The 21,015-nt window shown below is 70.4% G+C and carries 23 protein-coding genes and 3 tRNA genes; 20 read left to right on the top strand and 6 right to left on the bottom strand.

Features of this window, described 5'->3' with window-relative positions; translation table 11 throughout:
* Positions 1-9: 9 nt before the first annotated feature.
* Complete coding sequence (locus ACH34T_RS26620; RefSeq protein ID WP_396023641.1) at positions 10-795, bottom strand: helix-hairpin-helix domain-containing protein; 786 nt, start codon at positions 793-795, stop codon at positions 10-12.
* A gap of 168 nt (positions 796-963) precedes the next feature.
* Between ACH34T_RS26620 and ACH34T_RS26615 the strand changes: the two genes are divergently transcribed.
* The 7 genes from ACH34T_RS26615 to htpX all read left to right on the top strand — a co-directional run bounded on the left by ACH34T_RS26615 (position 964) and on the right by htpX (position 8,411).
* Positions 964-1,446 (top strand): 4Fe-4S binding protein, encoded by a 483-nt coding sequence (locus ACH34T_RS26615; protein WP_396023640.1) that lies wholly within the window; start codon positions 964-966, stop codon positions 1,444-1,446.
* A 40-nt stretch (positions 1,447-1,486) separates the two neighbouring features.
* A complete protein-coding gene (locus ACH34T_RS26610; protein ID WP_396023639.1) occupies positions 1,487-2,011 on the top strand; it encodes an NADH-quinone oxidoreductase subunit J in 525 nt (174 codons plus the stop codon).
* Complete coding sequence (nuoK, locus tag ACH34T_RS26605; protein WP_396023638.1) at positions 2,011-2,400, top strand: NADH-quinone oxidoreductase subunit NuoK; 390 nt, start codon at positions 2,011-2,013, stop codon at positions 2,398-2,400. Before ACH34T_RS26610 ends, nuoK begins: the two co-directional genes overlap by 1 nt.
* Positions 2,397-4,481 (top strand): NADH-quinone oxidoreductase subunit L, encoded by a 2,085-nt coding sequence (locus ACH34T_RS26600; RefSeq protein ID WP_396023637.1) that lies wholly within the window; start codon positions 2,397-2,399, stop codon positions 4,479-4,481. The genes nuoK and ACH34T_RS26600 overlap by 4 nt, the downstream gene beginning before the upstream one ends.
* Complete coding sequence (locus tag ACH34T_RS26595) at positions 4,478-5,989, top strand: NuoM family protein (protein WP_396023636.1); 1,512 nt, start codon at positions 4,478-4,480, stop codon at positions 5,987-5,989. The genes ACH34T_RS26600 and ACH34T_RS26595 overlap by 4 nt, the downstream gene beginning before the upstream one ends.
* Complete coding sequence (locus tag ACH34T_RS26590) at positions 5,989-7,488, top strand: NADH-quinone oxidoreductase subunit N (RefSeq protein ID WP_396023635.1); 1,500 nt, start codon at positions 5,989-5,991, stop codon at positions 7,486-7,488. The genes ACH34T_RS26595 and ACH34T_RS26590 overlap by 1 nt, the downstream gene beginning before the upstream one ends.
* Before the next feature lie 65 nt (positions 7,489-7,553).
* The gene (htpX, locus tag ACH34T_RS26585) at positions 7,554-8,411 is read left to right on the top strand and encodes a zinc metalloprotease HtpX (RefSeq protein WP_396023634.1); all 858 of its coding nucleotides are present in this window, start codon (positions 7,554-7,556) and stop codon (positions 8,409-8,411) included.
* 121 nt (positions 8,412-8,532) lie between these two features.
* On the opposite strand, the gene ACH34T_RS26580 is transcribed toward htpX, so the two are convergent.
* Positions 8,533-9,024 carry a YajQ family cyclic di-GMP-binding protein gene (locus ACH34T_RS26580; RefSeq protein ID WP_396023633.1) on the bottom strand — a complete coding sequence of 164 codons (492 nt, stop codon included), beginning with the start codon at positions 9,022-9,024 and terminating at the stop codon, positions 8,533-8,535.
* 137 nt (positions 9,025-9,161) lie between these two features.
* On the opposite strand from ACH34T_RS26580, the gene ACH34T_RS26575 reads away from it, so the two are divergent.
* A tRNA-Tyr gene (locus ACH34T_RS26575) sits at positions 9,162-9,243 on the top strand.
* Positions 9,244-9,336: 93 nt separating this feature from the next.
* Here ACH34T_RS26575 and ACH34T_RS26570 read toward each other — a convergent pair.
* Positions 9,337-9,615: a hypothetical protein gene (locus ACH34T_RS26570; protein WP_396023632.1), complete on the bottom strand. Its 279-nt coding sequence runs from the start codon at positions 9,613-9,615 to the stop codon at positions 9,337-9,339.
* 375 nt (positions 9,616-9,990) lie between these two features.
* On the opposite strand from ACH34T_RS26570, the gene ACH34T_RS26565 reads away from it, so the two are divergent.
* The gene (locus ACH34T_RS26565; RefSeq protein WP_396023631.1) at positions 9,991-10,158 is read left to right on the top strand and encodes a hypothetical protein; all 168 of its coding nucleotides are present in this window, start codon (positions 9,991-9,993) and stop codon (positions 10,156-10,158) included.
* Positions 10,159-10,222: 64 nt separating this feature from the next.
* Here ACH34T_RS26565 and ACH34T_RS26560 read toward each other — a convergent pair whose 3' ends face one another.
* The 3 genes from ACH34T_RS26560 to ACH34T_RS26550 form a co-directional block, all read right to left on the bottom strand.
* Positions 10,223-10,387, bottom strand: coding sequence for a hypothetical protein (locus ACH34T_RS26560; RefSeq protein ID WP_396023630.1), 165 nt, complete (start codon positions 10,385-10,387; stop codon positions 10,223-10,225).
* A gap of 2 nt (positions 10,388-10,389) precedes the next feature.
* Positions 10,390-11,427: a glycosyltransferase family 2 protein gene (locus ACH34T_RS26555; protein ID WP_396023629.1), complete on the bottom strand. Its 1,038-nt coding sequence runs from the start codon at positions 11,425-11,427 to the stop codon at positions 10,390-10,392.
* A gap of 418 nt (positions 11,428-11,845) precedes the next feature.
* Positions 11,846-12,532: a class F sortase gene (locus ACH34T_RS26550; protein ID WP_396023628.1), complete on the bottom strand. Its 687-nt coding sequence runs from the start codon at positions 12,530-12,532 to the stop codon at positions 11,846-11,848.
* Between the two features lie 496 nt (positions 12,533-13,028).
* On the opposite strand from ACH34T_RS26550, the gene ACH34T_RS26545 reads away from it, so the two are divergent.
* The 11 genes from ACH34T_RS26545 (at position 13,029) to ACH34T_RS26495 (ending at position 20,965) form a co-directional block, all read left to right on the top strand.
* Positions 13,029-13,748, top strand: coding sequence for a MerR family transcriptional regulator (locus tag ACH34T_RS26545; RefSeq protein WP_396023627.1), 720 nt, complete (start codon positions 13,029-13,031; stop codon positions 13,746-13,748).
* Positions 13,742-14,575: a hypothetical protein gene (locus ACH34T_RS26540; protein WP_396023626.1), complete on the top strand. Its 834-nt coding sequence runs from the start codon at positions 13,742-13,744 to the stop codon at positions 14,573-14,575. The genes ACH34T_RS26545 and ACH34T_RS26540 overlap by 7 nt, the downstream gene beginning before the upstream one ends.
* 226 nt (positions 14,576-14,801) lie before the next feature.
* Positions 14,802-15,974, top strand: a complete 1,173-nt coding sequence (locus ACH34T_RS26535; RefSeq protein ID WP_396023625.1) for a serine hydrolase domain-containing protein — start codon at positions 14,802-14,804, stop codon at positions 15,972-15,974.
* A 146-nt stretch (positions 15,975-16,120) separates the two neighbouring features.
* Positions 16,121-16,843: a hypothetical protein gene (locus ACH34T_RS26530; RefSeq protein WP_396023624.1), complete on the top strand. Its 723-nt coding sequence runs from the start codon at positions 16,121-16,123 to the stop codon at positions 16,841-16,843.
* 133 nt (positions 16,844-16,976) lie between these two features.
* Positions 16,977-17,049, top strand: a tRNA-Thr gene (locus ACH34T_RS26525).
* 416 nt (positions 17,050-17,465) lie between these two features.
* A tRNA-Met gene (locus ACH34T_RS26520) sits at positions 17,466-17,539 on the top strand.
* 121 nt (positions 17,540-17,660) lie between these two features.
* Positions 17,661-17,825: a 50S ribosomal protein L33 gene (gene rpmG, locus ACH34T_RS26515; RefSeq protein ID WP_026404241.1), complete on the top strand. Its 165-nt coding sequence runs from the start codon at positions 17,661-17,663 to the stop codon at positions 17,823-17,825.
* Between the two features lie 203 nt (positions 17,826-18,028).
* Entirely contained in the window at positions 18,029-18,466 is a 438-nt protein-coding gene (locus tag ACH34T_RS26510; protein ID WP_396023623.1) for a MaoC family dehydratase N-terminal domain-containing protein, read from the top strand.
* Positions 18,466-18,891 (top strand): MaoC/PaaZ C-terminal domain-containing protein, encoded by a 426-nt coding sequence (locus ACH34T_RS26505; protein WP_396023622.1) that lies wholly within the window; start codon positions 18,466-18,468, stop codon positions 18,889-18,891. Before ACH34T_RS26510 ends, ACH34T_RS26505 begins: the two co-directional genes overlap by 1 nt.
* A 35-nt stretch (positions 18,892-18,926) precedes the next feature.
* Entirely contained in the window at positions 18,927-19,994 is a 1,068-nt protein-coding gene (locus ACH34T_RS26500) for a UDP-N-acetylmuramate dehydrogenase (protein ID WP_396023621.1), read from the top strand.
* 389 nt (positions 19,995-20,383) lie between these two features.
* Positions 20,384-20,965: a TMEM165/GDT1 family protein gene (locus tag ACH34T_RS26495; protein WP_396023620.1), complete on the top strand. Its 582-nt coding sequence runs from the start codon at positions 20,384-20,386 to the stop codon at positions 20,963-20,965.
* Positions 20,966-21,015 lie beyond the last annotated feature (50 nt).

Below are 21,015 nucleotides of genomic sequence, written 5' to 3'. Positions count from 1 at the left end.
CGGGATGCGTCAGCGCAGGAAGATGGTGAAGTCGGCCATCTCCGGGAGGACGTCCGGCGGGATGTCGGCGTCCACCGCCATCTCCTCGGCGGACACGAACCCGTTGTGCTCCTCGCGGCGGCGGACGACCCGCTCCACCATCTCGGGCGTCATGCCGGGCAGCGCGGCGAGGATCTCCGGCGGCGCGTGGTTGACGTCCACGAGACCGCCGTCGTCGTAGGTGCGGGGCACGTCGGGACGGCCTATCCGCAGCTCCCGGGCGAGCGCCGGGTCCTCGGCGGCGAGCGCGCGGGCCTCCTCGCGCAGCGTCCTGCGGTACTTGGCGACCTCGATGGCGTGCTGGTTGAGCCGGTTGCGCGGCACCTCGCGGGGGAACACGGACGACCGCACGGCGAACGCGTGCGCGGTGCCCGCGATCCACAGCATGACCGCCATGAACCCGCCGAAGACCATGAGGAACGGGTTGCCGGCCTGCATCAGCGTGAGGACGGCGGCCGACCCGGCGCCGTACCCGACCGCCGTCGCGCCGAGGCCCCACGACCCGCGCCGTACGGCCGCGTACAGGAACGAGACCGGCGTCCCGTACCCGAGGGTGATGAACGGCACGAACGCCCACAGGACGCCACGCGCCGTCTCGGCGGACGGCATCGGCGCGGGCGGCGGCGGAGGGATCGGCGGAACGGGCGGGACGGGCCGTCCCTGATACGGGGGCCGCCAGTCGGGCGGCGGCCCGTACGGCCGCTGCGTCGGCCGCTGTGTCGGCCGGTGCCCAGGGCGGTCCGCGTGATGGTTCACATGCCCTCCCTGCCCGCGACCCCCGCGCTGACCTCGGGGCCTACGCCTGGTACGACGAACGCGGACCCGACCGCGTTCCCCCGAAGGCGATCGTGCGCAATCATGGGGCGCGTGGGACGGCTACCAGGAGGCGGGCTGGCCAAGGGGCTGGCGGTCACGTTGCGAACGATGACGCGGCGTTCCATAACGCGTCAATACCCGGAAGTGCAGCCCGACCTGCCTCCGCGCAGCAGGGGAGTCATCGCGCTCTTCGAGGAGAACTGCACCGTCTGCATGCTGTGCGCCCGTGAGTGTCCCGACTGGTGCATCTACATCGACTCCCACAAGGAGACCCTCCCGGCCGAAGGCGGCGGACGGGCCCGGACGCGCAACGTCCTCGACCGTTTCGCGATCGACTTCGCGCTGTGCATGTACTGCGGCATCTGCATCGAGGCGTGCCCGTTCGACGCGCTGTTCTGGTCGCCGGAGTTCGAGTACGCCGAGTACGACATCGCGGAGCTGACGCACGAGAAGGACCGGCTCCGCGAATGGATGTGGACGGTCCCGCCGCCGCAGGCGCACGACCCGTCCGCCGAGCCGCCGAAGGAGGTGGCCGCCGCGGAGAAGGCCGCCGCCCGCGCCACCCGGCCGCCACGCGAGGAGCGGACATGAGCGGATCGGACCCGGCCGCCGCGCCCCGCCGGAGGCGCACATGAGCGGGCAGGAGGTTGTGTTCGTGCTGCTCGGGGTCGTCGCCGTCGGGGCCGGGATCCTGGTGGTGACGACGCGGAACCTCGTCCACGCGGCGCTGTGGCTGGTGGTGTCGTTCGGCGCGCTCGCGGGGGGCTACCTCGTCCTGACCGCGGAGTTCGTCGCCTGGGTGCAGGTGCTGATCTACGTCGGCGCGATCGTCGTGCTGCTGCTGTTCGGGATCATGCTGACGCGGGCGCCGATCGGCGAGTCCGCCGACCTGGACTCCGGCAACCGGTGGGCCGCCGCGGCCGTCGCCGTCGCGACCGCCGCCGTCCTCGTGACGGTCATGGCCATGGGGTTCAGGGACGAGCGGATGCCGCTGCGCGAGGGCGCCGGATCGGCGGAGGAGCTCGGCGCGGCCGTGTTCCGGACGTGGGTGCTGCCCTTCGAGGTGCTGTCGGTGCTGCTGCTCGCGTCGCTGGTCGGCGCGATCGTCCTGTCCCGCTCCGACATCCGCGCCCGCCCCGAGGAGGGCGACGGCTGATGCATCTCGCCTACCCGACGGTCGTCGCCGCGCTGCTGTTCTCCGTCGGCGTGTACGGGGTGCTGGCGCGCCGCAACGCCATCTTGGTCCTGATGTCGGTCGAGCTGATGCTGAACGCGGTGAACCTCAACCTCGTCACGTTCGACGTCTGGTACCAGGACCGCCTGCACGGCGGGCAGGTCCTCACGCTGTTCACCATCGTGATCGCGGCGGCGGAGGTCGGGCTGGGCCTGGCGATCGTCCTGCTGGTGTACCGGAACCGGCAGATGGTGGACGTCGACCGGCTCCGCGCCCTGGCGGAGGACCCGGTCCGTCCGCGTCCCGCCGGATCCGAGCCCGAGCCTGAGCCCGAACCCGGGGACACGGTCGTCGAGGAGGCCGCCCCGTGATCTGGCTCGCCTCGCTGGTGGCCCTGCTGCCGTTCCTCGCCGCGTTCGCCGGGATGCTGTTCGGCCCGTCCCTGACCCGCTTCCTCGGCGGCCGCCCCGGCGCCGGGACGCCGCCGTCGCGCAACGGCCCGGCCGTGTTCGCCTGCCTGCCGATCGCGGCGTCGCTCGTCCTCGCGGCGATCGCCGCGTTCATTGTCTGGCGCGACCCCGGCGCGCGGACGGGCACGCTCACGCTCATCGAGACCGGCTCGGTGCCGATCCGGGTCGGCCTCCAGGTGGACGGGCTCGCAGCCGTCGTCGGCCTCATGGTCTGCTGCGTGGCGCTCGCCGTCCAGGTGTACTCGATCGCCTACCTGCGGGACGACGAGCGGTACTCGTCGTACGCCGCGTTCGTGTCGCTGTTCACGGCCGCGATGCTGCTGGTGGTCTACTCCGGTGATCTTCTGGTCCTGTACGCGGGCTGGGAGGTCATGGGCATCTGCTCGTACTTCCTGATCGGCCACCACTGGGAGGACCGGGCGAACTCGCGGGCGGCGGTCAAGGCGTTCCTCGTCACGCGGCTCGGCGACGTCGGCTTCCTGATCGGGATCCTGGTGCTCGGCATCGGCGCCGGGACGTTCGAGATCGACGAGATCCTGGCCAAGGCCGGGGCCCTGCCCGACACGACCGTGACGGCGGCGGCGCTGCTGCTGCTCGCCGGGGTCGCGGGCAAGAGCGCACAGTTCCCGCTGCACACCTGGCTCCCGGACGCGATGGCGGGCCCGACCCCGATCAGCGCCCTGATCCACGCGGCCACGATGGTCGCGGCCGGGATCTACGTCGTCGCGCGGCTGTACCCGGTGTTCGTGTCGGCACCGGCATCGCTGGTGGTGCTCGGCGTCGTCGCGGTGATCTCCATGGTCGGCTCGGCGCTCGCGGCCCTCGCGCAGGACGATCTGAAACGCGTCCTGGCGTACTCGACGATCAGCCAGCTCGCCGTGATGGCCGCCGGGCTCGCGGTCGGCGCCGACACGGCCGCGATCTTCCATCTGCTCACGCACGGCGCGTTCAAGGCGCTGCTGTTCCTCGCCGCCGGGTGCGTGATCGTCGTGGCGGGTTCCAACATGCTGGCGCACTACGGCGGGCTCCGGCGCGGCATGCCCGTCACGTTCTGGTCGATGACGGTCGGTCTGGCCGCGCTCGCGGGCGTCCCGCCGTTCAGCGGCTGGTTCAGCAAGGACTCCGTCATCGAGGCCGCCCAGCACTCGGCCCTGCACGGCGGCGAGTCCGCTACCGTGGCCGCGCCTTCCGGGTGGTTCTCCTATACGCCCATGAGCGGGGGCTTCGGTGCTCTGGCGCCGCCTCCGCCTCCGTCCCTGTCTCCGTCCCCGTCTGGCCTGTCGCCGAAGTGCGTGGGCGTCGATCCTTCGGTCGCCTGCGCTCCTGTACAGGAGGTCACGCAGAAGCACGGGCTGGTGTCTCACGCGTTCATCTACAACGTGGAGCTGCCGGTCGGTGTCGCGTGGCTGGTCTACCTCGGGTTGCTGCTGACGGTCGCGTTGACGGCGGCGTACGCGATGCGCGCGTGGCTGATGACGTTCTTCGGAGAGCCGCGCGGTTCGTACGAGATCCGTGAGCCGTCCAAGTTCATGTCGTGGACGGTCGCCGTGCTGGCCGTCCCGGCGGCGATCCTCGGTTTCTTCGGGCTCGGGGCGGAGGAACTGCGTCCGCACGTGGGGGCCGCGCTGCTGAGCCTGCTGCTGGTCGCGCTCGGTGCGGGAGCCGCGTTCCTTATCTGGAACCGTGACCCGGCACTGGACCCTGCGCGCGCGCTTGGCCCGGCCCGTCCGGTGTTCGCACGGGCCTTCTACGTGGACGAGCTGTACGCGTTGACGATCGTCCGGCCAATACGGGCCTTGGCGCGCCTTGTCGTGAGCTTCGACGGCCGCCGCGTGGACGGCGCCGTCGTCGGGGCCGGACGCGGCGCCCGCCGCCTCGGCGGGGTGCTCCGCACACCGCAGAACGGCAACGCGCAGACCTACCTGACCGGACTGCTCGCCGGTGTCGTCGTCATCGTGGCCGGAGTGGTGATCTTCCTATGATCTTCGTGCTGATGATGGCGATCCCGCTGGCCGGGGCGCTGGCGATGCTCGTCCCCGCGAACCGGTTCCTGCGCGGCGACCTCGCCGTCCGGGTGTTCGGGACGGCCGTGTCCGGCGCGACGCTGCTCGTCGCGATCTCCGCCGCGACGGCGTTCGACTTCGGCGACACGTCCCGGATGCAGCTCGAAGTCGACCGCGAGTGGGCGCCGGCGATCGGCCTGCGCTTCCACCTCGGCGTCGACGGGATCTCGCTCCCGCTCGTCGTCCTGACCGCGCTGCTGACGTTCCTGTGCTTCCTCTACACGCTGCGCCACCCGCCGGAGGGCGGCCGGATCAGGCTGCTCACCGCGCTGCTGCTCGTCCTGGAGATCGGGCTGATCGGCACGTTCGTCGCGCTCGACCTCGTGCTGTTCTTCGTGTTCTTCGAGACCGTCCTGATCCCCATGTACGTGGTGATCATGCTGTGGGGCGGGGCCGGACGCCGCGCCGCCGCCACCAAGTTCATCCTCTACACCCTCCTCGGCTCCGGGCTCCTCCTCGCCGGGATGCTGCTCGTCGGCGCGAAGGTGGGCACGCTCGACATGACCGAGCTCGCCGCCCGGCATGGGGCGGGCCTGTCGCACGGCCTCCAGGTCACCGCGTTCGCGCTGATGGGCCTCGGGTTCGCGGTCAAGGCGCCGATGTGGCCGCTGCACACCTGGCTGCCGGACGCGCACACCGAGGCCCCGACCGTCGGGTCCGTGCTGCTCGCCGGGGTGCTGCTGAAGATGGGCACGTACGGGCTCATCCGCGTCGCGCTGCCCCTCGCCCCGGACGGCGCCGAGTTCTGGGCCCCGTGGCTCGGCCTCCTCGCCGTCATCGGCATCATCTACGGCGCGCTCGCCTGCCTCGCCCAGCGCGACCTGAAACGGATGATCGCCTACTCGTCCGTCGGGCACATGGGCTTCGTGCTGCTCGGCATCGCGACGCTCACCCCGGTCGGCGTCAACGCGGCCCTCTTCGGCAACATCGCGCACGGCCTGATCACCAGCCTGCTGTTCTTCCTGGCCGGGTCGGTCAAGGAACGCTGGGGCACCGCCGACATGACCGCGATCGGCGGCGGGATGCTCGGCACGTCGCCGCGGCTCGCGTCCATCCTGACGTTCGCGTCCGTCGCGTCACTCGGACTGCCGGGCCTCGCCGGGTTCTGGGGCGAGATGCTCGCGCTGCTCGGCGCGTACCGCCCGCACGCCGACCTGCCGCGCGAGACGTTCGTGACGTTCATGGCGGTCGCGGCCCTCGGCGCGGTGCTCACCGCCGCGTACTTCCTGCGCATGCTCTCCAAGCTCACGCACGGCCCGTCCGGCGGCGCCGCCCCGCCGCGCGGCGGCGCCCCGGCGGCCGTGTCCCTGCAGGAGTACGCGGCCTGGGTCCCGCTGATCGCGCTGACGCTGCTCGTCGGCCTGTGGCCGAAGACCCTGCTGGACGTGACCACCGAGCCCGTCCGCGCCCTGTTCGGAGGCGGCTGATGATCCAGAGCATCGACTACGCGGCGATCGCGCCGCCGCTGATCCTCGCCGTCGCCGCCATCGGCCTCCTCCTCGCGGACGCGTTCGACGCGCCCCGCCGCGTCCTGTCCCTGCTCAGCGGCGGCTCCCTGGCCGTCGCGCTGATCGCCGTCGTCGCCCTCGCGTCCGGCGACCGCCGCGACACCCTCTGCCTCCCGGACGGCCTGCGCGGCGGCGGCCCCCGCTCCTGTTCCTACGTCGCCGACGACTTCACCCTCCTGTTCCAGGGCATCGTCCTGGGCGCCGCCGTGGTCGTCGTGCTGCTGTCCCTCCAGGAGATCACCGACTCGAAGATCCCGGCGGGGGAGTACCACTTCCTGCTGCTCGCCGCCGTCATCGGCGCGCTCACCCTCGTCGCCGCGCGCGACCTCGTCCTCCTCCTCGTCGCGCTGGAGACCCTCTCCCTGCCGGTGTTCGCGCTGGTGGCGCTGCGCCGCTACGACGGGACGGCGTCCGAGGCCGCGCTGAAACTGTTCCTCGTCTCCGTGGTCTCCACGGCGGTGATGCTGTTCGGGATCAGCCTCGTGTACGGCGCGACCGGCGCCATGCACCTCGACCGCATCGCCCCCGCGCTCTCCCGGCTCCCCTCGGACCTCGACCCGGTCGCCACCGCCGGGTCGGTGCTCGTCCTCGCCGGGTTCGCGTTCAAGGTCGCCGCCGTCCCGTTCCACTTCTGGGCGCCGGACGTCTACCAGGGCTCCCCGCTGCCCGTCGCCGCGTTCCTCTCCGTCGTCTCCAAGGCGGCCGGGTTCGCGGGCCTGGCGATCGTCCTGGCCCTGGGCCTGCCCGCCTACGCGCACGTGTGGGGCCCGGTGATCGCCGTCCTCGCCGCGCTCACCATGACCATCGGCAACCTGGTCGCCCTCCGCCAGCGGACCGCGATCCGCCTCCTGGCCTGGTCGTCGGTCGCCCAGTCCGGCTACATGCTCGCGCCGCTCTCCGTCGGCGACGACCGGCTCCCGGAGGCCGTCGCCGCCACCACCGCCTACGTCGCGCTGTACGCCGTCATGAACCTCGGCGCGTTCGCCGTCGTGATCGGCTTCCGCCGCCGCAACGCACCCCTGACCCCGTCCTGGGACACCCTCGACGACTACCGCGGCCTCGCCCGCCGCAGCCCCGCCGTCGCCACCGCCCTCGCGTTCTTCCTCATCTGCCTCGCCGGCCTCCCGCCCGGCGTCATGGGCCTGTTCGCCAAGGTCGTCGTGTTCCGCGCCACCGTCGCGGGCGGCGTCACCTGGCTGGCCGTCGTGATGGCGATCAACACGGTGATCGGCCTGTACTACTACCTCGTCTGGGCCGTCCGGCTGTTCACCCCCGAGGCGTCCCCGGGGACGGGCCCGGCGTACGACCCGGCGCCCGGATTGCCCGTCCGCGCCGCCATCACCGCAACCGCGACCGCCGCGCTTGTACTCTCAACGGCCCCGCAAATCGTCCTACAGACGGTGACCCAAGCCACCTAGCGGGAACGTTAACCCAGGTCAAACCGTTGATGTTCGTGCGGGAGCCAACGGGGAGGCATGCGGAAGTGCAGTTCAACGGCGTCAAAACGGCAGCGCTGATCGGCTCGCTGTCGGCCTTGATGCTCGCCGCCGGATGGGTGATCGGCGGCGGCGCCGGCCTGACGATCGCGCTGGTCATCGCGCTCGCCACCAACGGCGTCGCCTACGCGTTCAGCGACCGGATCGCGCTCCGCTCCATGCGCGCGCACCAGGTCGGCGAGGTCGAGGCGCCGGTGCTGTACCGGCTCGTCCGCGAACTGGCGACGTCCGCGCACCAGCCGATGCCGCGCCTGTTCGTCTCCGAGACCCGCCAGCCCAACGCGTTCGCCACCGGCCGAAACCCGCGCAACGCCGCCGTCTGCTGCACCCGCGGCATCCTCCAGATGCTGGACGAACGCGAACTGCGCGCCGTCCTCGGCCACGAACTCTCCCACGTCTACAACCGCGACATCCTCATCTCGTCCGTCGCCGCCGCCATCGCCACCGTGATCACCTACCTTTCGCACCTGGCGATCTTCATCCCGATCGGCCGCTCCGACGACGACGAGGGCCCCGGCCCGTTCGGCGCGCTGCTGATGCTCGTCCTCGGCCCGGTCGCCGCCGCCGTCGTGCAGATGGGGATCAGCCGCACCCGCGAGTACTCCGCCGACGCCGCCGGCGCCCGCCTCACCGGCGACCCCCTCGCCCTGGCCGCCGCCCTCCGCAAGATCGACGCCGGCACCCAGGCCCTGCCGCTCCCGCAGGACCCCGAACTCGCCACCACCAGCGCCCTGATGATCGCCAACCCCTTCACGGGCGCCGGCATAGGCCGCCTCTTCTCCACCCACCCCCCGACCGCCGAGCGCATCGCCCGCCTGGAGCGCATGGCCGGCCACCGCCGCTGACCCGACCCCGCTCAGAACCGGGACAAATTCGGCCGAACCATCCCGGACATGGCCGCGTCATAACACACGAGAGCGCGCCGGCCACTTCTGCGGGGGATGGGGCCGGCGCGCTCCCCACGTCCTACCGGTAGTTGACGAACTGGAGGGCGACGCTCAGATCCTTGCCCTTCAGCAGCGCGATGATCTGCTGCAGATCGTCCTTCTTCTTCGAGCTGACCCGCAGCTCGTCCCCCTGGATCTGCGCCTTGACGCCCTTCGGCCCCTCGTCCCGGATGATCTTGCTGATCTTCTTGGCGTCCTCCTGGGCGATGCCCTCCTTCAGGGCCACGCCCAGTTTGTACACCTTCCCCGACAGCTTCGGCTCGCCCGCGTCGATCGCCTTCAGCGAGATCCCCCGCTTGACGAGCTTGTCCCTGAACACATCCAGCACGGCGTTCGCCCGCTCCTCCGTGTTCGCCTGGACCTCGATCGACTCCCCCGACCACTTGATCCCCGCGTCCACGTTCCTGAAGTCGAATCGGTTCGCCACCTCCTTGGCGGCCTGGTTCAACGCGTTGTCGACCTCCTGCCGGTCGAGCTTGCTGACGATGTCAAAAGAACTGTCGGCTGCCATCGCACACATCCCCTAACCAGCGCTGTTCACGATCCAGAGAGCCTAGCGCCCGACGATCAAGCCCACACCCGGCTCGATGTCACACCCGCCCCCACCGTCCGCTATCCTTTCCAGTGCCGTCGCGACAGCGACGCCACGGCGGGTTGCCCGAGTGGCCAATGGGAGCGGACTGTAAATCCGTCGGCTTAGCCTACCCAGGTTCGAATCCTGGACCCGCCACCCCACCAGAAACAGCCTCTGGCCCGTGTGTGCGGGCGGGGGCTGTTCTCGTTCTGGCCCTTGCCCCGGAGGCCGCGGGGGCGTGTCGCTGCTTCATTCGTTCTCGGACGCCGCCAGGCCCATGGCGAAGGCGAATGTCTCCATGAACTCTCGGTACACCTGGTCCGTCTCACGCGCTGCCAGGGCTGTCAGCTCGTCGGCAACCCGTTGCTTGTCCGCGTCGGAGAGCTGGTTGAGGAGGTAACCGGCGTACTCCTGCTGCTCGATCGCCGTGTCGTCGTCCACCACCGTCTCGTCGCAGCTCTCGAAGAACCATGTGTATGCGACCACTGCCTTGAGCAGCTGTGTGACCAGTTGAGGGGAATCGCTCATCCCCGCATTCCAGCAGGCACCACTGACAGGGCATACGGGCTGGGCTGGATGGGTGCGGGCCTCCGGTCCTGAGTCGTCGAGAATGGCGGCGTTTGGAGCCCGTCAAAGGCCACGAGCTTTGCTGTTCGGTTTCGGTAAAGCGCTTGAGGCGCAGGACCTTCAGTAGTCGCCGCGGTTTGCGGTGCTCAGTCAGATGACTGCGGGGCTCCGCGGGGGGCGGCATCGTTTGCGTGGGTTCGAGGGCGAACAGGGACCTGCTGGTGTGGATGGAGCCGGTACCGGGCTGAGGGCGGTCCTTGGACGGGTGCGCGGGCTCTTGAGAGTGCGGGAGGATCTGGGGTGTGGGGCTTTTTCAGTCGTCTGGGAGGAGAGTTCGTGGCTAAGGACACGATTGTTGCGCTGCGTAACCATCTCGTTGAGGCCGCTGCGGGTTTCCCTGGGGCCGTCGGAACGGAGATCGTGGAGGACGAGACGGGCATGTTCAGTGTTGAGCTGGAGAGCGGTGAGGAGTTGTTCGTCGCCATTGCCGCAGTCACCGTCTGACAGTTCAGAAATGGTGGCGAACCTATTGGGAAGGCCGGGGCGGTGGGGCCCCGGCCTTTTTTGGTTAGCTCTTGCGGGTGGGGAGGATTCGCTTCACGGCGAGGGTCGCGGAGACGAGGGTGAACAGGGCCAGGCCGATCCAGAGGGCCTGGAGGCCGAGCCAGGGCGAGGCCGCCGCGGCGCCGCCGAAGCCGGCGGCCACGCCGCCGACGGGGGGAGTGTTGTACATGCCTACCATTTCCTTTCTTTGCGCCAGGCGGCCTGCCAGAAGGCGCGGGCCTGGACGATCTGGAGGAAGACGTCGAAGATCATTTCGACGACGATGACGCCGGCGAGGGCCATCTGGACGGGGCCGCGCCGCCGGACGGTGACCACCCGCTCGACCATGAAGATGACCGTGACGCCGGCCCACACAGGGCTGATCTGGATGCCGCCCAGCCAGACCGCCGAATAGACGAGCGACGACAGGTAGGCGGTGATCACCAGGATGCCGATCAGGGAGAGTAGCTGCCGTCCCCAGTAGGGGCGGGTGATCGGCGTCCAGCCGTAGTCGAGGAGGTTCTCCAAGGCGCCGCGCTTCCAGCGAAGCCGCTGCTGGGCCAGTTCTCGCCAGGTCGGCATCACCTCGGTGGTGAGGGTGCATTCCTTGGGGCACAGGATGCGGAAGCCGAGGTGCAGGATCGCCAGGGTGAGCTCGTTGTCCTCGGTCAGGACGCGGACGTCGTAGACGTGCGGGAGGCCGGGAAGGCGGCGTCCCCGGCGGGCGGCGACCACCTCCTGGAGGGTGGTGGCGCGGAAGAGGGTGGCCGTGCCGGTCAGGACCAGCGCCTTGCCCTGGAGCCTTCGGACGTCCCTGGCGTAGCGGGCGTACTCGTTGCGCTGGAACATGCCGACCGCTCCGCCGCCCGGCTTGCCGGTGAACGTCCCGCCGACGGCGGCGTAGCGGCCGGTCGCGAGGTAGCCGACGCCGTGCCGGATGAACCCGGGGTCGAGCGCCGAGTCGGCGTCCATCACCATGATCGCGTCGTCCGGGCCGAAGATCGGCAGGAGCCGGTCGAGGACCTGGTTCAGCGCGCCCGCCTTCTTGTGCTCGTTCCCGCGCGTGCCGACGATCTCGACGCCGCAGAGCTGCGCGAACGCGGCGGTGGCGTCGGTGCAGTTGTCCGCGATCACGACGATGTGGTCCGGCGGGCGTTCCTGCCGGCGCAGCGACGCGATCGTCTCGGTGATCTGCTTCGCCTCGTTGTGCGCCGGGATCAGCACCGTCACCCGCATCGTGTCCGCGGGGAGGGGCGGAAGGTCTAGTCGGCCGTCCCGGTCGTTGCGGTGGACCCTCGGCGGTGCGGGCTCCGGTCGCGGACGGACGGGAGACGAAGGCGAAGGCGAAGACGAAGACGAAGACGGAGCCGGAAGCCAAGGTGAAGGTGAAGGCGAAGGCGGCGGCGAGACGAGCCGGTGCCGTGGCGGCCGGGGCGCGACCGGGGGCGCCATCCGGTCCGGGATCGTCGCGGTCGGGGAGGCGGACCCCCACGCCGCCGTGGACGTCAGGTGCCCCGGGCTCGGCACGGCCGGCGGGACCGGCGCGCCGTGGCGTCCATGGTGCTCGGGCAGCCGGGAGAACCGGTGGCGTCCCAGATGGTGCCCGGTGGGCGGGCGCGGGGCCTCGCGCCCGAAGTCGGGGTGCATGTCAGCGCGCCCCCGTGCCGATGATGCGTACCAGACGACCGAAGGCGATGACGTTGTCGGCGTAGTGGCCGGCGCGGCGGTCGAACCGTCCGCCGCAGGTGATCAACCGGATCGCGGCGTGGCCGGGATCGCCGTAGACCCGCCCGGTGGGGAACCGGTTCTTGCCGACGCGTTCGACGGAGTCGATGCGGAACACGGCGGTGCGGCCGTCGGCGCGCAGCACGTCCGCGCGGTCGCCGGGACGGAGGTCGCGCAGCCGGGCGAAGACCGCCGGGCCGGTGGCCGTGTCCACATGCCCGATGATCACGGCCGCGCCGCGGCTGCCGGGCGCGGCGCCGAGCCGGTACCACCCGGCCTCCCCGGCCCGGGCGAGCGGCGGCGTCTCGACGGTCTGGTCCGGGTTCTTGGCCAGCTTCATCAGCGGTGTCCGGACGTCGATCCGCGGCACGTCCAGACGGAGCGGTACCGAACGCGGCAGTGCGGTGGTGGTTGCGGCAGGGCCCGGCCCGGTGTCGGTCGGCGCGCCGGGGGCGCGCGCGGGCGGAGCGGCGGTGGCGCGCGCGGGCGGGGCGGCGGTGGCCGGGTGCTCCCGGAAGGCCAGCACGACCAGGAGAACAGCGATGACCAGGCCGGACAGCGCGACGGCGATGGCCGCCACGACACGCGACCGCCGGCCCCGATGCACCACGGAACACGCTCCTCTCCCGTTCGCCGCTGAGGGTGGCGCGCGGAACGCGGCGCCGGTGACCAGTACGGGCTCATTGTGAAGGTTTGCCACTTCTGATGGGTAAAGCCGCAGATGAACGGGATGTGGCGAGTGAGGTCGGACGGTCATGGTCAGCCGGACGATGGTCCTCGCGCCGGGGGCGTCCAGCCAAGGTTCTCTGGGCCAGCAGCCCGCCGAGCATGCCTAGAAATCGGCCCCTGACCTGCAAAAACACCGGCAACCGCCGATCGCCGGTGACGTGCCGGCCGGTGACGGCGGCCGGGGTATGCGGCGGCCCGGGTTACAAAGATCGCTGTCCGGAATCGGCCGCCAGGTCTGACCGAAAAATGATCATCCCAGTTCAGGGTTGACTTCAGTGGCCCACTGCCCATGTCCGAAACTCACTCGAACAGCGGACCAGGTGGTCCGCCGAAGGCGCGCTTGAGATTGACGTAGCGTCAACGTCTTAAATGGGCGCATGCGCATCGGCGAGCTGGCCGCGCTGGTCGGAGTGTCCACCCGGACCGTGCGGCACTACCACCATCTGGGGTTGCTGCCCGAGCCCGCGCGCCTGGCCAACGGGTACCGCGAGTACCGGCTGCGGGACGCCGTCGTGCTCGCCCGGGTGCGGAGGCTGGCGGAGCTGGGGCTGGCCCTGGACGAGATCCGGGACGTCCTCGCCGACGAGCGGGGACGGGACCTGCGCGAGGTGCTGGCCGAGCTGGACGCGGACCTGGCCAGGCAGCAGGAGGCGATCGCGGCGCGCAGGGCGAGGCTGGCGGCGTTGCCGGCGGACGCGGACCTGGGCGCAGACTCGGCGGTCTCGCCGGAGATGGCGGACGTCCTGCGGGGGCTGCCGAGCGGTTCGCGGTTCGCCGAGGCGGACCGGGGGATGCTGGCGCTGGTCGAGACCGTGGCGGGACCCGGTTTCGCGGCGATGTTGCGGCCGTTGACCGAGCCGGAGGCGGTGGCGCGAGCGGAACGGCTCTACGCGCGCCTGGACGAGATCGCCGACGCTGCGGCGGACGATCCGCGGATCACGGGGATCGCCGAAGATCTGGTGGACCTTCTGCCGGCGGCCCTCGCGGACCTCATGGTCGCGGAGGGCCCGCGCGGCGGGTGGCTGGACGAGATGCCTGCCGCGCAGGGCGAGGTCTTCCGGACGGTCCTGACGATGCTGCGGGACCGGGCGTGCTGAGGATCGCGCGGGCCGCGCTGTACGGGGTGGCGCCGGCCGAGCTGATGCTCGTCGTCCTGCTCGTGGCCGGTGTTCCGTTGCCGCGTTCCGTGGTTCTGGCCGCCGAGGCCGTGGTCGCGGCGGTGATCGTGCTGGAGGTCGCGGCCGCGGGCCTCCTGGTGCGGGAGCGGCGGCGGGACGGCGCCGGATGGTGGGCCGCCTTCCGGAGCGTCGACCGGCTGGTGCCGGAACGGGTCCGCAGGCTCATGGCGTTCGACTTCAAGGGCCTGGTCAGCGTCGGCCTCCTGCTGGTGCGTCGCCGGCACGGAGTGCCGCCCGGGGCGACGGGTCTGCCGTACGCGGGCGGGCAGCTGACCTTCCAGTTGGCGTTTCTGTTCGCGATGGTCGTGGAGGCCGCCGTGGCCGAACTGCTGTTGCGGGGGATCGGCGCGGCCGAGGGACTGCGCACGGTGGTCCTGGTGGTCGATCTGTATTCGATCCTGGTCGTGGTGGCGATCGTCGCGGCGTGCGTGACCCGGCCCCACGTGGTGTCGGACGAGGAACTGCGCGTCCGGTACGGGGCGTTCTTCGACCTGCGCGTTCCACGCGGCCTGATCTCGTCGGTGCGGCTCGCGCGGAATTTCAATGAGAGCGGCATGGTCAAGGTGAAGGACGACAGATTGTCGGTGGCGGTTTCGGCGCAGACGAATGTGGTCGTGGAACTCAGCGAGCCGATCGTCGCCGTCCGTCCCCTGGGCGGTCGGGCCACGGTCCGGACGATCCGCTTCTTCGCCGACGACCCGGCCGCCCTGATCAAAGCCCTCCCCGAGCCCCGAACCCAGCCCTGACACCGCACCCCGCCCCGCCAAAGCGCCGCCCCGCCAAAGCTCAGCGGGTTCCCCACGCCTCGGAAACGGGGAAGAAACGTGACGGTGTGTTGCATGTGGCGTTGTTGCTGTTCCATCCCCGAATGGAAGAGACATGCGCATGGCTCTACACCGGAAGTCAACGGATTCGCAGCCTTTGCAGCCTTTGCAGCCTTCGCGACGTTTCACGCTCGGACTTCTCGGCGCCTTGCCCCTGGCCACGGGCGGTGTGCTGGCGTCGTCCTCGGAAACGGCGGAGGCGGCCGCGGGAACATCGCACAACGGTCCGCGGCCGGGCGGCGCCTATGACCGGTTCCTGAAGCGACTGGCCGACCAGGACGAGTTCTCCGGGACGGTGCTGCTCGCCTATCGGGGCCGTCCCGTTTTGGCCAGGGCCTATGGCATGGCCGACAAGGAGCGATCCGCACCCAACAGGGCTGACACCATCTACAACCTCGCCTCGACCGCGAAGACGTTCACCGGGCTGGCGGTCGTCCAGCTCGCGCGGAAAGGCGCCATCAAGTTCCACGAGCCATTGGGGACCTACCTGGACGGCTATCCGGAGGAGGTCGCCAAGCACGTCACCGTCCACCAGCTGCTCACGCACACGTCGGGGCTGGCGAACCACATCCTTCCCGGCGAAGGCGACGACAAGCGCGTCACCAACAGCGTCGAGGAGGAGATGCGGCTCCGCAGTGAAGGCCATCGCAAGGCGAAGCCGATGTTCACCCCTGGCACCCAGCATTCCTACAGCAGTGTCGGCTTCTCCATCCTCGGAGAACTCGTCGCGACGGTGTCTACAGAGAAGTCCTTCCACAAGTACGTAGCCGACAACATTTTTGCGCCCGCGAAGATGACCAGCACCGCGTACTACACCCGTCCCGACTGGCTGACCAACAAACGGATCGCCCACCCTTACATCTACCAGGAGGACGGCTCACGCGTCGACGGCGTCCGGAATCTCGACGCGGGCGCGGTCCTGAACGGCGGGAATGGCAGCAACGCGGCCCGCGCCTTCATCGGCTCGGGCGGTGGAGGAGCCTTCTCAACGGCGTCCGACCTGGTCAGGTTCACGTTCGCGCTGGAAAGCGGCAAGCTGGCCGGACGCGCCCACACCGAACTGTTCATGGGCATGAAATTCCCGAGAAAGCCACTGGGCGACTCCGGCCGCGAAACGGCGGGGTTCGCGGCCTACGGCCCGGTGGCCAGCATTTCCCACGACCAGCGGCTCGTCGGGCACGGCGGCGGAATCGCGGGCGGCAACACCAACTGGACGTTCTATCGCGACAGCGACTGGATCGGCGTCATCCTCTGCAACTACGACCTCGACGTCGGGTCCATCATCGCCGAGGAGAGAAGGGCCGTCCTCGGCGAGCCCTGATCCCTCCCACGCGAGGTCCGCGGGCGCCACGGCGTGCGTCAATACCTGAGCGGGGCAGGTCCGCGGGACGCGGGGTGAGGGTTTGGTCTACCTGTCCCCGTAGGCGCGGTTCACCGGGTAGACCTGCATCTGTGCAGGTGAGTTATGTGAGTGAGGCGACTCCGGGACGGGAGAACGAGGACTTCGTCGCGGCCGGCCCCGGGTGGGTCGTGCTGCTGGACGGGGCGACGGCCCCCGCGGGGGTCGACAGCGGATGCCGCCACGACCCGGCGTGGCTCGTCCGCAGGCTGGGCGGACGGATCGCGGCGCTGCTGGCGCTGGAGGACGGCAAGCCGCTCCCCGACCTGGTGGCCGAGGCGATCAAGGTGACGGGCGAGGCGCACACGAGGACGTGCGATCTCCAAAACCCGGACAGCCCGTCGGCGACGGTGTCGCTGCTGCGGCGACGCGGCGACGCGGTGGAGTGGTTCGTCCTGGCCGATTCGCCGATCGTGGTGGACGTCGGCGAGGTCCGGGTCTTCCGGGACGACCGCGTCGATCATCTGCCCAGCTACACGCTCGAAGGCGTCCGGAAGTCGCGGAACAGCCCCGGCGGGTTCTGGGTGGCGAGCACGAAACCGGAGGCCGCGTACGAGGGCCTGACCGGCGAGGTGCCGGTGGCGGGCCTGCGACGGGCGGCGGTACTGAGCGACGGCGCGTCCAGGCTGGTGGAGCGCTTCGGCCAGATGGGCTGGGACGACCTGCTCCGTCTCCTGGACGAGGAGGGCCCGCGCGAACTGGTCAGAAGAACCAGGGAGGCGGAGGCGTCAGCGGACGGGGCCCGAGGTAAACGCCACGACGACGCCACCGCGGTACTGGTCCGCTTCTAGTCCATCTGCCCGGGGGTAGGGGACGGCTCATCGCCCGCGACTTGATGCGCTGATCAGCGCGGACGCGGGGGCCCCAAACCGGTTCGCACCATCAGCTCAGGCCGTGTATGGTTTCACTGCGCGAACGGCGCAGGCCCCTTTAGCTCAGTCGGCAGAGCGTCTCCATGGTAAGGAGAAGGTCTACGGTTCGATTCCGTAAAGGGGCTCACGGCATTCCGGCCGCCATCCGAATCAGGACGGCGGCCTTCGTCGTTCCAAGCACCCGACCGGCCGAGGTCCCGGCTGGCCGAGAGCCCGGCTGGCCGAGAGCCCGACCGGCCGACAGCCCGACCGGCCGACAGCCCGACCGGCCGACAGCCCGACCGGCCGAGGTCCCGGCCGGACGCCCGACGAAGGTCCGGACGAGGGTCCGACTGGCCCGGATTCGCTCCATACAGGGGCCTGTGGTACCGTCCCACCGGTTCCAGTCCGACGTTTCGCAGGTCATCGGCTCACCCGCTAGCCTGGGGGACGGTTCGGGGGAGCCCTCGAAACCGAATCCCGATCGTGAACCGGGTTTTCGTGTTTCCAGGGTTCGGTGAGCATCCGGTATCCTTGCAATCCGGTCCACACCGACCATCGCGGCGGGGTAGCTCAGTCAGGCAGAGCAAGCGGCTCATAATCGCTGTGTCGCCGGTTCAAGTCCGGCCCTCGCTACTACCCATGTCTCTCACCTCCGTACCGGAGGTGGGCGGGCCTGGGTCGATCCGCCGGCCGTCCGCTCCGGGCGACCGACGTCCGCACGTTCCTGTCCCTTAGCCCAGAAAGGCACTCCATCGTGGCTGCCACCGACGTCCGGCCGAAGATCACGCTGGCCTGCCAGGAGTGCAAGCACCGCAACTACATCACGCGGAAGAACCGGCGCAACGACCCGGACCGCCTTGAGATCAAGAAGTACTGCCCCAACTGCCGGACCCACCGTCCGCACCGGGAAACCCGCTAGCACCGGGAAACCCCGACGGTTGAGCGGGCCTTCGACGGCCCGCGAAGCGGCTGCTTCTTCGCACGCTTGCCCCGACTCGATCAGCCCGTCCTCGCCGGCGAGACCCGCGAGGGCGGGCTGAACGTCGTTCTGTTACCGTCCGTCCGAGACGAACCGGACCGGGCGGCGCGGAGTCCGGTTCGACCCTGGAGGGACGGGACTGCATGGCACTCAACCGTGATTTCATCGGGCGGACCTTCCCGCCCACCGAGCCGTACGAGGTCAACCGGGTGAAGATCCGCGAGTTCGCGGACGCCATCGGCGACCCCAACCCCCTCTACCGCGACCAGGACGCGGCCAAGGCGGCCGGATACCCCGACGTCATCGCGCCGCCCACCTTCCCGATCGTCGTCGCCTTCGGCGACGTCGGCTTCGCCGACCCCGACCTCGGGCTCAACTACGCGATGGTCGTCCACGGCGAGCAGCGGTTCGAGTACACCCGCCCGCTCCGCGCCGGCGACGTCGTCACCTGCACCACCACGATCACCGAGATCAAGTCGATCGGCAGCAACGAGAAGCTCACACTCGAGACCGACGTCCGGAGCGTCGAGGGCGAGCTGATCTGCAAGTCCTACAACGCCATCGTGGAGCGAGGGGCCTGATGACCGCCACCGTGAAGTACGCAGACGTCGAGGTCGGAACCGAGATCCCCGCACGGACGTACCCGATCGACCGCGCCGACCTCGTCATGTACGCGGGCGCGTCGGGCGACTTCAACCCGATCCACTGGCGCGAGTCAGCCGCGAGGGCCGTCGGTCTCCCGGACGTGATCGCGCACGGCATGTACACGATGGCGCAGGGCGGCCGGTACGTCACCGACTGGGCCGGCGACCCGGGCTCCGTGGTGGACTACGGGGTACGGTTCTCCTCGCCGGTCGTCGTCCCCGACGAGGGCGGCGCGGCGCTGGAGATCAGCGGCAAGGTGGAGGAGAAACTCGACGACAACAAGGTCGTCGTGGCGCTCACCGCCAGGTCGGAGGGGCAGAAGGTCCTCACTCGCGCGAAGGCGGTCGTCAGGCTCGCCTGACCGTCGCGGGGCACGTACGGGAGGGGAAGGACGACGTGGCGGTGTTCGCTGAAGAGGTGAACCTGGCCGGATACACCACGCTTCGGCTGGGCGGACCCGCCCGGCGCTTCGTCGAGGCGACGACCGAGGCCGAGCTCGTCGCCGCGATCCGCGCGGCCGACGACGCGGGCGAACCCGTCCTCGTGCTCGGCGGCGGCAGCAACCTGGTCGTGTCCGACGCGGGGTTCCCCGGCACCGTCGTCCATGTCGGGACCCGGGGCGCCGAACGCGTCGGCGCCGACGGCGACAGGGTCCACGTCCGCGTCCAGGCGGGCGAGGACTGGGACGCCTTCGTCGCCCGCTGCGTCGCCGACGGCCTCGCCGGCGTCGAGTGCCTGTCCGGCATCCCCGGCCGCGTCGGCGCGACGCCGATCCAGAACGTCGGCGCCTACGGCCAGGACGTCAGCGAGACGATCGTCGAGGTCCGCGCCTACGACCGGCACGCCCGCGCCCACATCGCCCTCGACCGCGACGCCTGCCGGTTCACCTACCGGCACAGCGCCTTCAAAGGCCACGACCGGTACGTCGTCCTGGACGTGACGTACGCGCTACGCGAGACCGAGGAATCGCAGCCGATCGCCTACGCGGAGCTGGCGCGCAAACTCGGCGTCCAGCCAGGGGACAGGGTGACGCTGAAGGAGGCGCGCGACGCCGTCCTCGAACTGCGCCGCGGCAAGGGCATGGTCCTGGACGCCGCCGACCCCGACACGCGAAGCGCCGGATCGTTCTTCACCAACCCGATCCTGGAGCCCGTCCAGCTCGCCGACCTGGAACGCCGCGTCGCCGAACGCCTCGGCCCGGACGTGACGTTCCCCCGCTACCCGGAGACCGGCGGACGAGTCAAGACGTCCGCCGCGTGGCTCATCGACCACGCCGGGTTCGCCAAGGGCCACACCCTCGGACCCGCGCGGATCTCCACCAAGCACACCCTGGCCCTCACCAACCCGGACGGCGCCAGCACCGCCGACCTGCTGGCCCTCGCGCGCGAGGTCCGCGACGGCGTCCGCGCCGCGTTCGGCGTCGACCTGGTCAACGAACCAGTCCTCATCGGCGTAACCCTCTAACCTCCGAGCACCGTCCGCCCGCCCTGGCGTGCGTGCGCTGCACCCCGGGGTGGCCTCCGCCTCGGGGCCGGCTCCCCGACTCCGTGTGTGACGTTTCGAACAGCGGGACTCTGACCAGCGCTTGATAGTGTCGAAACGTCGAGGGGGAGTAGTCCCAATCGCGTGCATCGACATACTGGCGCCGCCTGTGGCGCCCGGTCACGCGGGCCCGGTCCCGATCCGGGCGGACGAGACCTTCGGCCTGGCAATGAACACTTTTCATCCTCGGTCGGCGCGAACGAGCCATGTTGGCGCGGACAGGCCGGATGAAAAGTATTCCCATGCCGGGCCGAGGCCGATGCTCCCAGAAGCTCCCGCCCTCCGCTCGGCATCCGAGCGAGAGGGAACCGGTGTCCGCCTTCCTCATCAGCATGGCCGTGATCTTCGTCGCCGAGCTGGGCGACAAGAGCCAGCTCATGGCCATGACCTTCGCCACCCGATTCCGGGCGCTCCCGGTGCTGATCGGCATCACCGCGGCGACCGCGATCGTCCACCTGGCGAGCGTCGCCCTTGGCGCCGCGCTCGGGGCCGCGCTCCCGACCGGCCCGATCTCGATCCTCGCCGGTCTGGCGTTCCTCGGCTTCGCGCTGTGGACGCTGCGCGGCGACGAACTGGACGACACCGAACGCGACCGCGCCCGGCACGCCACGGGCTCGGCGATCCTGGCCGTCGGCGCGGCGTTCTTCCTGGCCGAACTGGGCGACAAGACGATGCTCGCCACCGTCACCCTCGCCGCCGACAACGGCGGATTCCTGGCGCTGACCGGCGTGTGGGCCGGTTCGACGGTCGGCATGGTCGCCGCCGACGCGCTCGCCATCGTGGTCGGTCAGATCCTCGGCAGGAAGCTCCCCGAGCGGGTCATCAAGTACGGCGCGTCCGCTGGGTTCGCCATCTTCGGCGTCCTACTGCTCATCGAAGGCCTCACCACCTGAAGCACCCACCAACCCTCCGAACCAAACCCACCAAACCACCAAACCAACCC

The organism is Actinomadura sp. 9N215 (assembly GCF_044326345.1).
Classification (GTDB): Bacteria; Actinomycetota; Actinomycetes; order Streptosporangiales; family Streptosporangiaceae; genus Spirillospora.
The sequence above is the reverse complement of the archived record's forward strand: the minus strand, read 5'-3'. Positions and strand labels throughout refer to the sequence as shown.